General features: G+C 58.5%; 13 protein-coding genes. 4 read left to right on the top strand and 9 right to left on the bottom strand.

The window, feature by feature from the left end; all coding sequences use genetic code 11:
- Positions 1-175: 175 nt before the first annotated feature.
- The 3 genes from bioB to DFT_RS08600 form a co-directional block, all read right to left on the bottom strand.
- On the bottom strand, positions 176-1,159 hold the full coding sequence (gene bioB, locus DFT_RS08610; RefSeq protein ID WP_076750456.1) for a biotin synthase BioB: 984 nt from the start codon (positions 1,157-1,159) through the stop codon (positions 176-178).
- Positions 1,160-1,533: 374 nt separating this feature from the next.
- Positions 1,534-2,310, bottom strand: a complete 777-nt coding sequence (locus DFT_RS08605) for an enoyl-CoA hydratase (protein WP_054030800.1) — start codon at positions 2,308-2,310, stop codon at positions 1,534-1,536.
- A gap of 142 nt (positions 2,311-2,452) precedes the next feature.
- On the bottom strand, positions 2,453-3,952 hold the full coding sequence (locus DFT_RS08600; protein WP_054030799.1) for a 4-hydroxyphenylacetate 3-hydroxylase family protein: 1,500 nt from the start codon (positions 3,950-3,952) through the stop codon (positions 2,453-2,455).
- A 236-nt stretch (positions 3,953-4,188) separates the two neighbouring features.
- Between DFT_RS08600 and DFT_RS08595 the strand changes: the two genes are divergently transcribed.
- Positions 4,189-4,995: a DUF3786 domain-containing protein gene (locus tag DFT_RS08595; RefSeq protein ID WP_054030798.1), complete on the top strand. Its 807-nt coding sequence runs from the start codon at positions 4,189-4,191 to the stop codon at positions 4,993-4,995.
- A gap of 82 nt (positions 4,996-5,077) precedes the next feature.
- Here DFT_RS08595 and DFT_RS08590 read toward each other — a convergent pair whose 3' ends face one another.
- Genes DFT_RS08590 through DFT_RS08580 form a run of 4 tightly spaced genes read right to left on the bottom strand, consistent with a single transcriptional unit; the run spans position 5,078 to position 10,089 of the window.
- On the bottom strand, positions 5,078-7,432 hold the full coding sequence (locus DFT_RS08590; RefSeq protein ID WP_054030797.1) for a GAF domain-containing protein: 2,355 nt from the start codon (positions 7,430-7,432) through the stop codon (positions 5,078-5,080).
- A 41-nt stretch (positions 7,433-7,473) separates the two neighbouring features.
- Entirely contained in the window at positions 7,474-7,650 is a 177-nt protein-coding gene (locus tag DFT_RS26190) for a FeoB-associated Cys-rich membrane protein (protein ID WP_083453398.1), read from the bottom strand.
- A gap of 11 nt (positions 7,651-7,661) precedes the next feature.
- Positions 7,662-9,875, bottom strand: a complete 2,214-nt coding sequence (feoB, locus tag DFT_RS08585) for a ferrous iron transport protein B (protein WP_054030796.1) — start codon at positions 9,873-9,875, stop codon at positions 7,662-7,664.
- Between the two features lies 1 nt (position 9,876).
- Positions 9,877-10,089 carry a FeoA family protein gene (locus DFT_RS08580; protein ID WP_305791180.1) on the bottom strand — a complete coding sequence of 71 codons (213 nt, stop codon included), beginning with the start codon at positions 10,087-10,089 and terminating at the stop codon, positions 9,877-9,879.
- A gap of 186 nt (positions 10,090-10,275) precedes the next feature.
- On the opposite strand from DFT_RS08580, the gene DFT_RS08575 reads away from it, so the two are divergent.
- From DFT_RS08575 to DFT_RS08565, 3 genes are all read left to right on the top strand, one after another.
- Complete coding sequence (locus DFT_RS08575) at positions 10,276-10,785, top strand: metal-dependent transcriptional regulator (protein ID WP_054030794.1); 510 nt, start codon at positions 10,276-10,278, stop codon at positions 10,783-10,785.
- 76 nt (positions 10,786-10,861) lie between these two features.
- A complete protein-coding gene (locus DFT_RS08570) occupies positions 10,862-11,851 on the top strand; it encodes a DnaJ domain-containing protein (RefSeq protein ID WP_054030793.1) in 990 nt (329 codons plus the stop codon).
- Between the two features lie 96 nt (positions 11,852-11,947).
- Positions 11,948-12,313, top strand: coding sequence for a sulfite exporter TauE/SafE family protein (locus DFT_RS08565; RefSeq protein WP_083453397.1), 366 nt, complete (start codon positions 11,948-11,950; stop codon positions 12,311-12,313).
- Positions 12,314-12,317: 4 nt separating this feature from the next.
- Here DFT_RS08565 and DFT_RS08560 read toward each other — a convergent pair whose 3' ends face one another.
- Complete coding sequence (locus DFT_RS08560; RefSeq protein ID WP_054030792.1) at positions 12,318-12,497, bottom strand: hypothetical protein; 180 nt, start codon at positions 12,495-12,497, stop codon at positions 12,318-12,320.
- Positions 12,498-12,514: 17 nt separating this feature from the next.
- Entirely contained in the window at positions 12,515-13,246 is a 732-nt protein-coding gene (locus tag DFT_RS08555; protein ID WP_152971904.1) for an MlaD family protein, read from the bottom strand.
- Positions 13,247-13,274: the final 28 nt, after the last annotated feature.

The following is a 13,274-nucleotide window of genomic DNA, read 5'->3' as shown; positions in this document are numbered from 1 at the left end:
CCAAGGATGAACTATCGTCCATGCAGCTATCGGCATGGCAAGAACGGCAAGCGGAATTTAAAGCACGAACAATATAGCCTCGAAAAATGAAATGGCAAGGGACGGCGGCGCTGGGACCATGCCGGCGAGCGTCGCTATCCGGTGGGGTCAATGGAAGTGAAATCTGTACGAACCGCTAGGATACCGTCAATCCCAGCGCCGCGATCATCTCCAGGTCCGTCTCGATGCCGCGACCCCGGGTGGTCAGGTAATTGCCCACCATCAGGCCGTTGGCGCCGGCCAAAAAGACCCAGGACTGAAAATCCTTGAGGGTCAACTCGCGTCCGCCGCACACCGTGATGTCCCTGTGGGGGTGAATAAAGCGAAACAAGGCGATGCAGGCCAGGGCTTCCAGAGGCGGCAGGGGCGATCGCCCCTCCATGCGCGTGCCCGGGATGGGATTGAGAAAATTGACGGGCACCGAATCCACCTCCAGCTCCCTGAGTTGAAACGCCAGCTCGACGCGCTGGGGCCAGGACTCGCCCATCCCGAAAATCCCTCCGCTGCACACCTCCAACCCGGCCGCCCGGGCGGTCCGAATGGTGGCGATCATCTCATCGTAGGAATGGGTGGTGCAGATCTGGTCGAAATAGCTGCGGGCCGTCTCCAGATTGTGGTGATACCGATCGATTCCGGCGGCTTTGAGCTTGCGTGCCGCCGAATCGGAAAGCAGGCCCAATGAAGCACACAGGTGCAACCCGCTGCCAGCCCGCAACCGCTCCGCAACCCGGCACACCGTATCGATCTCCGATTCGTTCAACGCCGTCCCGCTGGTCACGATCCCGTAGTGCGTGGCACCGGCTGCCGCCAACCGTAACCCTTCATCGACCAGCTCATCTGCCGAACGCAGTCCGTAGATATCCACCGCGCTGCGATGGTGCGCCGACTGCGCACAGAACGCGCAATTCTCCGCGCACCGGCCGCTTTTGGCATTGACGATGCCGCACCTGAATACCGGCTGCACCTTGAACCGCTGCCGGATCTTGTTGGCGCAACCGATCAAATCCAATATCGTCTCCTCAGTATTGGGAATCAGCGCAAGGGCCTGCTCATGAGATGTTTTCCAATCATCGAACGAGATGATTTTTTCAGCAATGTCGGCGATTTTGCAATTAATCATGAATTTTTAGCCTCCATTTCGTTAACCGGTTTTGTTTTACTGGTTTACCACACGTGCCCGGCTTCTTATCAGGGGGCCTTTGTCCAGTCAATGCAGTTCATTGAAGAATGTCCGATTTTAATGATTGTCAAGCCGGATGGGGCAGATAGATCTTTTGTCGAAAAGGAGAATAATGGGCGGTAGACTGAAAGCCTTAAGCACAAAATCGACCCTGGTTACGCAAATAGTGCCGAATCCGACTTTCTTGTTGTTCGGCAGAAATCCGTTTGTCATAGATTTTTTATGTCATTCAGAAGTCTTGCGAGTTCAGCATGACGGATCGGCTCCGGCATGCAAGTTCTGCGGGTTTTTGAGTTTTCTTTCGAGTGCAGAATTTAGAATTTCGAAAAATCCGGTTCACGCTTGGCGGCGAAAGCTTCGAAGGCTTCGCGGGCCTGGGGACCGGACATCAGCTTCGCGAACATGGCCCCGTCGGTCTGGATAGCCTCGCGGACGTTTTGAGCCGTGTAACCCTTAATGAGTTGCTTGGTGGCCATGAGGCCGGCCGGGGATTTGCGGGCCAGTCTGCGGGCGATCTCCATCACCTCGTCCATGAGGGTATCGTCGGCGATGACCCGGTTGACGATACCCAGTTCGCAGGCCTTTTCCGAAGATATGCGTTCGCCGAGCAGGAAGAGCTCCGAGGCGCGCTGGCGGCCGACCAGGCGCGGCAAAACGTAGGACGAACCGAATTCAGGGCATAGGCCGAGGTTGACGAAAGGGGTACTGAAGAGGGCGCTTTTGCCGGCGAAGACCATATCGCAGTGCAGCAACATGGTGGTGCCGATGCCGATGGCAAAACCCTGCACCGCTGCAATCAGGGGTTTGCGCAGGGAGATGACCGCTTCGAAAAAGTCGGCACTGGCCGAGGGCACCTCGTCACTCGGATTGGAGGCGCGAGCCATGAAGTCTCCGATGTCGTTGCCGGAAGTAAAGATGCCCTGGGTGCCGCACAACACCACGACCCGCACGGCATCTTCCTGGTCGGCCCGCTTGAAGCCTTCGGCCATCAGGGTATACATGTTCTGGGTGATGGCGTTTTTCTTTTCGGGCCGGTTCATCTGTATGGTAAACACCCCGTTTTCCTGGCGGGTGATTATTTCCTGGGTCATGTCGAATCGCTCCTTGGTCGAAGGTTTTACCGCTTTAATAGCGGCTTTGGTGTTGGATTTCAATACACCCGACGCAAAAAGGGCAGCCGTTTCCGGCTGCCCTTTAGATCTGGTGCGTTTGCGTCCATGGGACGGGACGCTGCTATTCTTCTTTTTTGGGTGCCAGGGCTTCGCGATCACCGCCGCTCATGCCGGCGATGTATTTGACCACCTTCTTGCGGGATTCGATGTCGTATTGGGTCGTGATGGCGATCTGCTCCATGATGGGCGAGCCGCCGCCGTGGAAACCGCCCACGTTGTGGATGCCGCCCTTGGCCGAGCAGAGCACGTCGCCCAGGTAGCGCCAGAACTGGGCCTGGTCTTCCACCGGCATATTGGGATTGCGCTGGGTGTATTTGAGCAACAGGTCCCGGGTCTCCGGATTCACGAAATCCTTTTCGTGGGGGAAGGTGGCCACGACGCCCCCGGCGATGTCGCACAGGATTTCGGCCTCTCTGTAGACCGCTTCGCCGGTCAGGCAGCGTCCCACGTTGCAGTAGATGGAGTGGGGGATGTAGGAACCGGGGCCGTAGGGCACCAGCCCCTTGCCGGGCATGTACACTTTAGGCCCGCCCAGGTCCGAGGCGGTGTAACCGGCCGCGTAGCCCAGTTCCGTGACCATGATCAGTTCGGCCAGCTTTTCGCGCACGTGAGAAGTCTTGTGCACGTTGTTGACCTCGGCGGCCAGGGCCGCGGCCCCCATGATCACGTCGCCGATGGCCGGCTTGCAGCCGGAATAGGAGTGGCGGTGGAACAGGGCGAAGAGCAGGGCCAGGATGCCGCCGTGCTGATATTCCCCGGCCAGAAAGACGCGTTCCCAGGGGATGAAGCAGTTGTCGAAGATCATGTAGGAATCGGTCGAGGCCGGCACCCAGCCGCGCTTGAAGTGCTTGCGCTCCCGGAACCGATGGATGGTGGCCACCTGTTTCAGACCGTCCCAGTCGCCGGGAACGGCGAAAGAAACCGCGTAATCCTTGTCTTCGGGGCGCAGGGCGCGGGTGGGCACCACCAGCACTTCGTCGGACACCGAAGCTTCGGAGATGTGCAGCTTGCAGCCTTCCACCACGATGCCGTCCTTGAGCCGCTCTTTGATGTAAACGTAGGATCCGGCGTTGGGCTGGTCGGCCGGACGGCGCAAACGGTCTCCCTTGACATCGGTCTGGGCGCAGCAGGCGATGAGGTCTTCCTTCTGGAAGCGGGTCAGCCACTTTTTGAAATTTTCATGGTAGCTGGTTTCGCCGTTGTTCATCTTGTCCGCCTCGTAGGAGACGTTGTAAATGGCGTTGGTGGCGTCGATGCCCATGCAGCGCTGAATGCAACCGCCCACTTTCTGACACAGCATGCGGGTCATGTCCTGCTTTTTGTGCAGGTCATCCCTGTTCTGATGGATGTGGGTAAAACGGTTGATGCGCTCGCCGGTCAGATGGGAGATGGCGGTCATCAGCTCCTGGTTTTCGGGCCTGGCTGCTTCGTCGTAAGTGGTGCCGATGTTGTTGATGCATTCCATCTGCAATTCGTCGGTGCGGTCGATCAACTGGCCGTCGAAATAGATGTTGCGTTTCATTTTAGACAGCGCGTTGATGTAATCCTGTTTTGTCCTCATGGGGTCCTCCTGCCCGGATATACCGGTACTGATTGGATTTAAGATTCAGGTGCAATTCCTTTCCTAACAAGCGGGTTGAGGCGCTGTCAACAAAAAGAATCGAACGCTCGTTCTATTTTTTCGGTTTTGGAACGTGGGATATCAGATCGTTGTGCGATCTAGGGGGTTTATTTTTCCCCCAAACGAGTTAATTTGTTTTGGATTGCCTTGGTACGAATGTTCAAAAGGAGTAGATAATGGCTGAATTCGACAATGTCATGGCGGTGTTCAAACTGTTGCCCAAAACCAATTGCCGCAAATGCAACGAGGCCACCTGCCTCGCTTTCGCCGCCGGGGTGTTCCAGGGAAAACGCCCGTTGTCCGACTGTCCTTTTGTGTCGCCCGAAGATCTCGAAAGCTTCGGGGACCAGGCGCCGGGCCGTAAAGACCCTCGTGAAGAACTGGCAAAGACCCTGGCCGGACTGAAGCAACGGCTTGCGGGCGTCGATCTGGCCGAGACGGCGAAAAAAATCGGCGCCGATTTTTCCAACGGACGTCTCACATTGCGCACGCTGGGCAAAAATTTCAGCGTCGACGCCAGGGGCAATTTTTATGGGGAGATTCACATCCACCATTGGATCGCGGTGCCGGTTCTCAACTACATCATCCAAGCCGGCGGCGTGACCCCGTCGGGCAACTGGGTGCCCATGCGCGAGCTGCCCAAAGGCAAGGATTACTACCGTCTGTTCGGCCAACGCTGTGAAAAGCCGCTCAAGCGTCTGGCCGATACCTATACCGATCTTTTCGAAGACCTGGTTCAGCTGTTCAACGGCCGCCGGGTGGAGAACCATTACGAGTCGGATATCTCCCTGGTGCTCGACCCCCTGCCCTTGCTGCCGGTCCTGATCTGCTACTGGAAGCCGGAGGAAGGCATCTCCTCGACGCTCAACATCTTCTTCGACGACACGGCCGAACAAAATCTGAGTATCGGATCGATCTATACGCTGACGGCCGGTCTGGTGGTGATGTTTGAGAAGATCGCACTGCGCCACGGTGTGAATTAGTCAGTTCCCATCCATAAATGGCCAATTGGCCCGATATCGGCCCCATTTGCCTAATTGTGGACGGACACTGTTATACGGCGGTTCAGCCAGCTGCGACCAGGGTTACCTGCCGGGCCAGGGCCGGCGCCTCGAGATTGACGCCGACTCTCAAGGCCTTCAATCCCTTGACGCTGGGCAGGTCTTCCAGTTCGAGCGGCTCGATGTCTTCGAGCAGATGTTCGTTGGATTGCAGATAGTGCAGATGTTGTCGCATCTCTTCGGCTTCGTGCGCGTGGGCATAGACGATGGCGATACGCCCGGGCTGAGTGAGACGCTCGCCCGAGCCTTTGACCACCGCCTTGTCCAACCTGGACTTGACGATTTCGTGGCGGACGTCGTAGGCGCCGTCCACATCGAAACGTTTTTCATCATAGCGGAACCGGATGGACAGCGGCGTGGTGCTGTAAAAAACCAGGTGACAGGTATCCAGAGGCACCGACAGTTCGGGCTTGGTCTGCTCGGTGTGCCAGGCCATACCGCAGGCCAGAATCAACTGCCACAGGATCAGGTTCTGGAGGTGAAAGGCGGTGAAGTGACCGTCTTCACGCATGGCCTGCCCCAGATAGATCACATAATCCAGCCCGTCGGTCTGATGCTTTTCGAAGTAGTGGGGATACTCTTTCTGCGCCGCAGCTTCGGCCTGCTCCAGGTAGGCGGACAGACGGGCGTTGAGCAGAGACACGCTGGTTTCGTAAGCCTGGCGCTCACGGTAGACAAAACCGTGCCGGGGATCGAGGGCGCGTCGGTAATTCTCCACGGCCTGGGCCACCCGCGGCCCGATGCGCAGCAATTCTTCGAAGGTCGGTTCCGCCTCCTGCTTGAGAAAGGCGATCATTTCACTTTCGGCGCCGGTGGGCAGGCCCTGGCGCAACTGGTCGATGCGTTGCGCGATGCGATAGTCGAATTGCCGGATCAACGGCCACGACTTGATCTGGCCGGCTCGTTCAAACACCTCGCGGGCCAGGCGCAGCTGCTCGGTCAGATCGGCCTGGATGCTGCGGCTGCGCGCCTCGGAAGAGCCACGAATGTCGGTCTGGCCATAGAGAGGGATCACATCCTTGAAGACGATGGGTTCGAGCTCGGAGGCTTCCCCCATGTGGCGACGCTCCAGGTGGCTGAAGGCGGCTTGGCGGAAGCGCCACTCCACCGATGGGTGCAGGGCGGTGCACTTCTCCTTGATGATGGCCTGCACCTCGTTGTGGATATCGTCCACGCCGCGTTTCAGGGCCATGGAAAAGAGGGGGACCGTGGGTTTGATCAGCAGCTTGTCCATGGCATCGAAGTCGTTGGGCCGGGGCGAAAGAATGAAAAAGGTGCCGATGATGCTCCCCTGGTAGATCAGCGGCACGATCAGGGCAGAACGGAAGCCGAGATCGAGCAGCTCCTGTTCGGCCGGGGACAGCCGTTGCCCGTCGGCCAGATCGGGCACGATGAGCATGTCTCTCTGATTGACCGCCCGCAGCCACATGGAGCCCTGAAGATCGGCCACGCGGACATGATTGGAGTTTTTGAAGATGCAGTTGGCGGGGGAGTGCTCTTGGTCGTTGACGACCCACACCTGATCGCCGTGCAGGGCGCCCAGGCCGGCCCGCAGGTCCGGTCGGCCGAACAGGATACGCAGCCGCTGCTGGAGCCGACCGAAGCCGTCCGAGCAGAAGATGGTCTCCTGGTCGATCAGTCCTCTTTCCAGGTCGGCCAGCACTTCCGACTGAGTGATGTCCACGGCCCGGATGACGATAAACCCTTGAAACTCGAACCGCTGGGCCGGGACCAGGCGGGCCAGCACCTCGGGATCATCGATGTTCTCCAGAATCGCCGCACGGTCCTTGTCGCTCAGGGGTTCGGGCCGGCCCTGGGTGGCCACCCGCAGGAACTGCCAGTCTGGCAGCATGCGGTAATGGCGATCCAGGCCGGTCTCCGGGTCCACGATGGTGCGAACCACGGGAATGCTGCGGCCCTGGACGATGCCGTACACCTTGTCCAGGATGAGCCAGAAGGCGCGCAAGCGCTGGAAAACGGCGGTGTCCACCTGGGGCTGTTTGAGGGTGCCGCGCATGCGCCCATCGTCGGGCAAAAAATAGCGCTCGAACAGGGGCGTGTAGAAAAACGGCCGATTGTCCAGCGGTGTCACGGCGGTGGCCAGGTCGCTTTCCCAGGTCGAGGAGGGAAAAACGGCGGTCATCAGAGGCACCAGATGCGCCAGGTGCTGCCGCATCTTGGCCGGATCCAGTTCCTGCCCGCCGATCGCGCCGTCCGCTTCCAGGCGGCCGACGGCCGCCTCGAACATCGACGCGGTATGCGGGCACATGGGCACCACTTGGTTTCGCCAGAAGTCGAGCAAGGGGTCCAGGCTCAACACCGATCGGAAATCATGGGCCGTCGCTCGCTCGTTTTTCATGGCGTGCCTCCTGTTGGCGGATCATCGGGACCTGCGAATGATCATTTGGGCGTTTTGGTGTGATCTTCGATCTGGCATGTGTTTTTTTGCGACATGCCGCAACAGGCGCAATCCCCGGAACACCCCTCGGTGTTGCTTTTCTGGACGTTCTTGTAAAAGCGCCGCACCAGGTAATACCCAGCCAGTGCGACGATGAGGATGACGATCGCGGTCTGCATGGGCACCTCCTCTAAAAACCGGCCAGCCGGCCGACCTGGAACACGGCCACGGATAGCGTGAAAGCCAATATCGTGTTGAAGACCATGGAGAAAAGGCCCCACTTCCAGGAACCGGCCTCCCGGACGATGCATACCACGGAGACAAAGCAAGGGGCATAGAACATGACGAAAACGATCAGGCTCAACGCGGTCAATGGCCGCCATTGGGGCGAGCGGGCCAGGATCTCGGAAAGCGAGCGGCTATCTTCGGGATCGACCTCTCCCAAGGAGTAGGCGGTACCCAGTGTGGCCACGATCACCTCCTTGGCCGCAAAGCCACCCACCAGGGCGATGTTGGTGCGCCAATCCAGACCGGCCCACCGGCTCAGGGTCTCCAATCCCGTCCCGAACCGGCCGGCAATGGAGTGTCTCAGGGCCGCCTCGGCCTCGGCCGCATCGATCTGCAGCAGCTGCAGATGAACGGCGCGGGCGGCCGCCGAGAGGTCGGTACCGTCCTCCGCGGCTTCGAGTTCGCCGTCGACATCGTCCGACAGGGTTGCCCGCAAGTCCTCACGCTGGGCCTCGAATACAGCGGTCTGATCGGCCGGCAGGCCGGGAAAGGTCATCAGGGCGAACAAGATGATGGAAATGCCCAGGATCACGGTGCCGGCCTTTTTGATATACTGCCAGGTGCGCTCCCAGGTGTGGATCAGCAGCCCTTTGAAGGTGGGCAGCCGATAGGGCGGCAGTTCCATGACGAACGGCGTCGATGCGCCTCTGATCACCGTGGTGCGCAGCAGCTTGGCCACCAGCAGGGCCCCGATCCAGGAGACGATGGTGATGGCGAACATCATGAGCGCCTCTTTTTCCGCGAAAAAGGCGGCCACCAGCAATGCGAACACCGGCAGCTTGGCGCCGCAGTTCATGAACGGCACCGTGAGCAGGGTCGCCAGACGCTCACGGGGGGATTTAAGGGTGCGTGTGGCCATCACACCCGGCACTGCGCATCCGCCGGCAATGCCCCCGGAAACGATGAAGGCCATCACCGAACTGCCGTGGAGTCCGAAAATGCGGAACACCCGGTCGAGCATGAAGGCGACCCGGGCCAGGTAGCCCGAGTCCTCCAGAATGGCGATGCCGAAAAACATGAACATGATCAGGGGCACGAACCCGAGCACGCCGCCCACCCCGTCGATGACCCCCGATATGATCATCGATTTGAGCAGGCCGTCGGGCATGTAACGGTCCACCATCTCGCCCATCCAGCCGAACATCGCCTCGGTCCAGGCCACGGGTATTTCACTGTAGGTAAATGTAAAATGGTAAAGACCCAATAGCACGGCCAGCATAATCAGTGGACCGGCGAAACGGTTCACGACCACCTTGTCGATCTTGTCGGAAACGAACAGGCGATTGCGGTCGCCGCTGTAGCTGATCACCCCCTGTTTGAGCACGGATCGGATGTATCCATAACGGTAATCGGCGATGATGGCCTCTGGAAAGCTGTCGACGGTCAACTGGAGATGATTGGCGACCTCCTCAACGATGCTTTCCAACTTCTCTGCCGTCTGGGCATCGCGCTGCTTGCCCAGGCAACGAATCTGTTCGTCGCTTTCCATATACTTGAGGGCGAGCCAGCGGGAGGGATAGGTATCGGTCATGAAACCGACCTCACGGATGATGGCTTCCATTCGATCCAATCCGACGTCGATATCCGGTCCATAGGAAATCTTCAGTTCGGTTCGCCCGCCTTCCTTTTCGAGTACCTGGCGCGCGGCCCGGATCAGATCCTCCTTGCCCTGTCCGCTGCGGGCCATGGTCGGCACCACCGGAACGCCCAGCAAACGCGAAAGGGCCTCGTGGTCGATCTTGATCCCGCGGCTGTAAGCCATGTCGATCATGTTCAAGGCGATGCACACCGGCATGCCCATCTCGATGAACTGCAGCGTCAGGTACAAGTTGCGCTCCAGGTTGGAGGCATCCACGATATTGATCACCACACCGGGCTTCTCATTGATCAAAAAGTCACGGGCCACCACCTCCTCGAGAGAATAGGCGGTCAGGGAGTAGGTTCCGGGCAGGTCGACGATGTTGAACCTGTGGCCGTTGAGACGGTAGATGCCCTCTTTCTTCTCGACGGTCACCCCCGGATAGTTGCCCACGTGCTGGCGTGCCCCGGTGAGGCTGTTGAACAAGGTGGTTTTACCGCAGTTCGGATTGCCGGCCAGGGCGATCATGGCTTCCATGTTAATCGTCTACCTCCACATCGATATAATCGGCTTCGCTGTTCCGTAAGGTTAAGGTGAATCCCATCAAGCGCAAGGCCACCGGGTCATACAGGGGCGCCCGACCCTGGACGGTGATGCGGGTGCCCGGCACCAGGCCCATGTCGCGAATGCGGCGCCCCAATTCACCGGCCGCGGTGATGGCGGCGATGGTCCCGGACTGTTTGGATCTCATCTGTCTCATATTCACTCTCGGCATGTCGCGCCTCCCGAAGATCTGCCTGGTTGTGGAAAGTTTGGGAATGTTAGCTACACCTAACTTTTAATGTTGTCAATACGTTTTTATTGCACAACCTATTTTTTTAATTTTGACTAATAAAGACAGGGATGTTATTTTCAGGCCAAATTGAAAGGAGACAGAATGTCCACCCGCGACGATCTTTCCGATAGCCTGGAAAACTACCTCGAGGCAATCCTTGAACTCGAAGAGACCCAGAAAGTCGCCAGAGCCAAAGAGATTGCCGATCGATTGCAAATCCAAAGGGGCTCGGTCACCGGCGGTCTGAAGGCCCTCTCGGAAAAAGGGTACATCAACTACCAGCCCTACAGTTACATTACCCTGACGGCCAAGGGAAAGCGCATCGCCCGCGACATCGCCCATCGTCATGCAGTGATCAAGGAGTTCCTGTTGAAGGTGCTTCAAATCGACCCGCTGACGGCTGAAACCTCGGCCTGCAAGATGGAGCATGCCATCGATCCCAAGACCATCGAACGTTTGGTCTGCTTCATCGAATATATTTTTACCTGTCCACGGGCGGGTCAAGATTGGATTCAATCTTTTCTGAACTACTGCGCCGGTGGCAATCGACGACAGAACAACTGCGACGAGTGCATCGAAGCGCTCAGGAAAAGCCTTTCCAACCCGGAGTGATGCTCATCCAATCTTTCTTGAGCCAAACGATTTCAACAAACAACCCTATATACGATTCGTCGTCAAGAAACCCGACATGTACCTTGCCCGAGTCAAAAAGCAGGGGAAGACCCATTACCTGATCCGCCACTCCTATCCCGAAGATGGCCGGATGAAAAGTCGCGACCTGTTCGACCTGGGACCGGACCCTTCGCGCTATATCGTCTACGTGGGCGGCAACGGCTACTATTATGATGAAGCCTTGCAAGACGCCCTTGAAAATGCCGGCATGGCGGTCGACTCCGAAGACCTGGACAGGATTTTGTTCGACTTTATCGAGCCCCACATCCAGCGGGTCATCATCGGGTTCGATCGCAGCCGCCGGCAGACACGTCCACCGGCGGCCCTGAACTCTTCCCAGACCCCGCCGAAACCGATCCATCTGTTCGACAAGCGCCGCTACCACTACCTGCGGTTCGGGCACAGCGAACAGCGCCACATCCACCGCGTGCCGGAAAAGGTCTTCCGGCCGCTGCACGCCAGATCCCGGGACGAGTTGGAACAGTACTTTCTGGCCGAGGAGCGCACCCTTCGAACCCACCAGCGCGCCCTTTACGTTTCGGTAATATTCGAACTGAAACGGTTCGTCCCCGACGAGGCGCCGGACCAGCCCCTGATAGAACAGATGGACGCCTTTTTTATTTCCCGTCTCTGCCGCTTGAACGCCGACGCGGCGTTCTGGATCGACACACCGGAACCCAACGGCCTGCGCGAGGACCTGGTCAAGTACGCCATCATGTATTTCGATTACCAGGTCCCCCACACATCGCCCTGGCAGGCCTATGTGGAGGACTTCATCCGCCGTCACCGGGTCTATCATCCGCCACGCAGCGTGCAGATCAAGGTCGAAGAGGCCGGCCGCTTGTTCGGTATGCCCTGGAAGGAGCTGAAAACCATTGACCAGGCGTCGTTGACGCGCCTGTACCGCAAGCTGGCGCTCAAATTCCATCCGGATCAGGGCGGCGACCCGGAAGTGTTCCGCAAGTTGAGCCACTATTACCAGGTCCTGTCCAAAAAACGGCGTTGACAAAGCCGCAACCGGGGTCCAAATAGGGACGGCAGTGGATGTCCTTTCAATGGCCCGTAGACCTAGTAGAATGCTTTCTTGCAGAAAGGTTCATAGATGAGTGCGAATGCAAATCTGATCCTGATGGCGTTGTTCGGCATACTGGTGGGGATCGGCGCCTCCTTTTCGGGGCTGGGGGGCGGCTTCCTGATGGTTCCCCTTCTGCTGTTCATGGGATACGCGGCTCAAAAAGCGGTAGGCACCTCTTTTCTGGCCATTCTGGTGATCTCCATCTCCGCGTTGCTGGCACACAACAAACTGGCCAATGTCGACTACCGGGCCGGGATTCTCCTGGGACTAGGCGGCATCATCGGTGCCCAGATCGGCGCGCGGCTGGTGGAACACGTCACAACGGCCAACTTCAAAAGGATTTTCGCCGTCATCCTGGTGGGATTGGCTGCCTACATGTTTTTCAAGAAGTGATCGATCAGCGCCCGATCTTTCCATCGAGGGCCCGGCGCAGATAATCCCTTTCCGCCCTGGCCTTGCGCAGAGCCTCTTTGATCTTCTCCTGATCGACCGGCGGACCGGCGGCCAATCGACGTTCGAGATCTTCCACGACCTTCTGCTGACGGTAGAGTTCCCGGGCCAGTAGTCGGATAGCCATAACGCTGACACCTCGATTCAGATGTTGCGGATCCGGTCGACCTCTTTTTCCAGGGGTTCCAACCGCTCCTCCTGGCCACGCGACTTGAACTGCTCCCTGAGCGCGTCGAGCTCTCGCTGGATGCGCGGCAACCATTCGCGTTCGATCTTTTCGCGGGCGCCCTCGCCGGCGCGCTCCATCTCCTCGGCCCAATCCTGCAGGGAACGCTTCAATTGTTGGTAAGCGTCGCTTTCCGGTATGCCTTGAACATCACGGCTGAATTTTTCAATCTGTTCCTGCAGGAACTGCAGGCCGGATTCCATCTCGCGCTTCCAGCGGGCAAACACGTCGGAACCGGCTTCACCGCTCACCGTGGCACCGTCCTCCAACCGTTTGCCACCGCCGGCGGTCAGATCGATGATGACGGCCTGGTGCCCCTGCCGGCCGGGATCACCGGCCACGTAGAATCGCGAATGCTCGGTGAGGGCATGGGCATACCCCTCGTCCACCTCGATCGCGACCCGGTAGATGCCTTCGGGCCGGTATTCGATGGCGGTGACCTTTCCGACCGGATGATCCTCGAACAGGACGCGGTCCTCTCTGGCCAACCCGAACAGCCGGCGGAAGTTCACATCGATGTGGATGGCATCCTGCCAACACCCGGTGAGAAAAAAAGCGATGGCCAACAGACCGACCCATGGTGAGGCCAGGCAAATTTTCCGGCGATGCCCCTTACCGGATTCGAACCGATGCGTTGGCAGGCGATTCATGGTTGTGTTCTCCTCGCATAAAAACGTG

The sequence above is a fragment of the Desulfatitalea tepidiphila genome, assembly GCF_001293685.1.
In the GTDB taxonomy this organism is placed as follows: Bacteria; Desulfobacterota; Desulfobacteria; order Desulfobacterales; family Desulfosarcinaceae; genus Desulfatitalea; species Desulfatitalea tepidiphila.
Note: the sequence above shows the minus strand (reverse complement) of the source record. Positions and strands in the feature narration are given on the sequence as shown.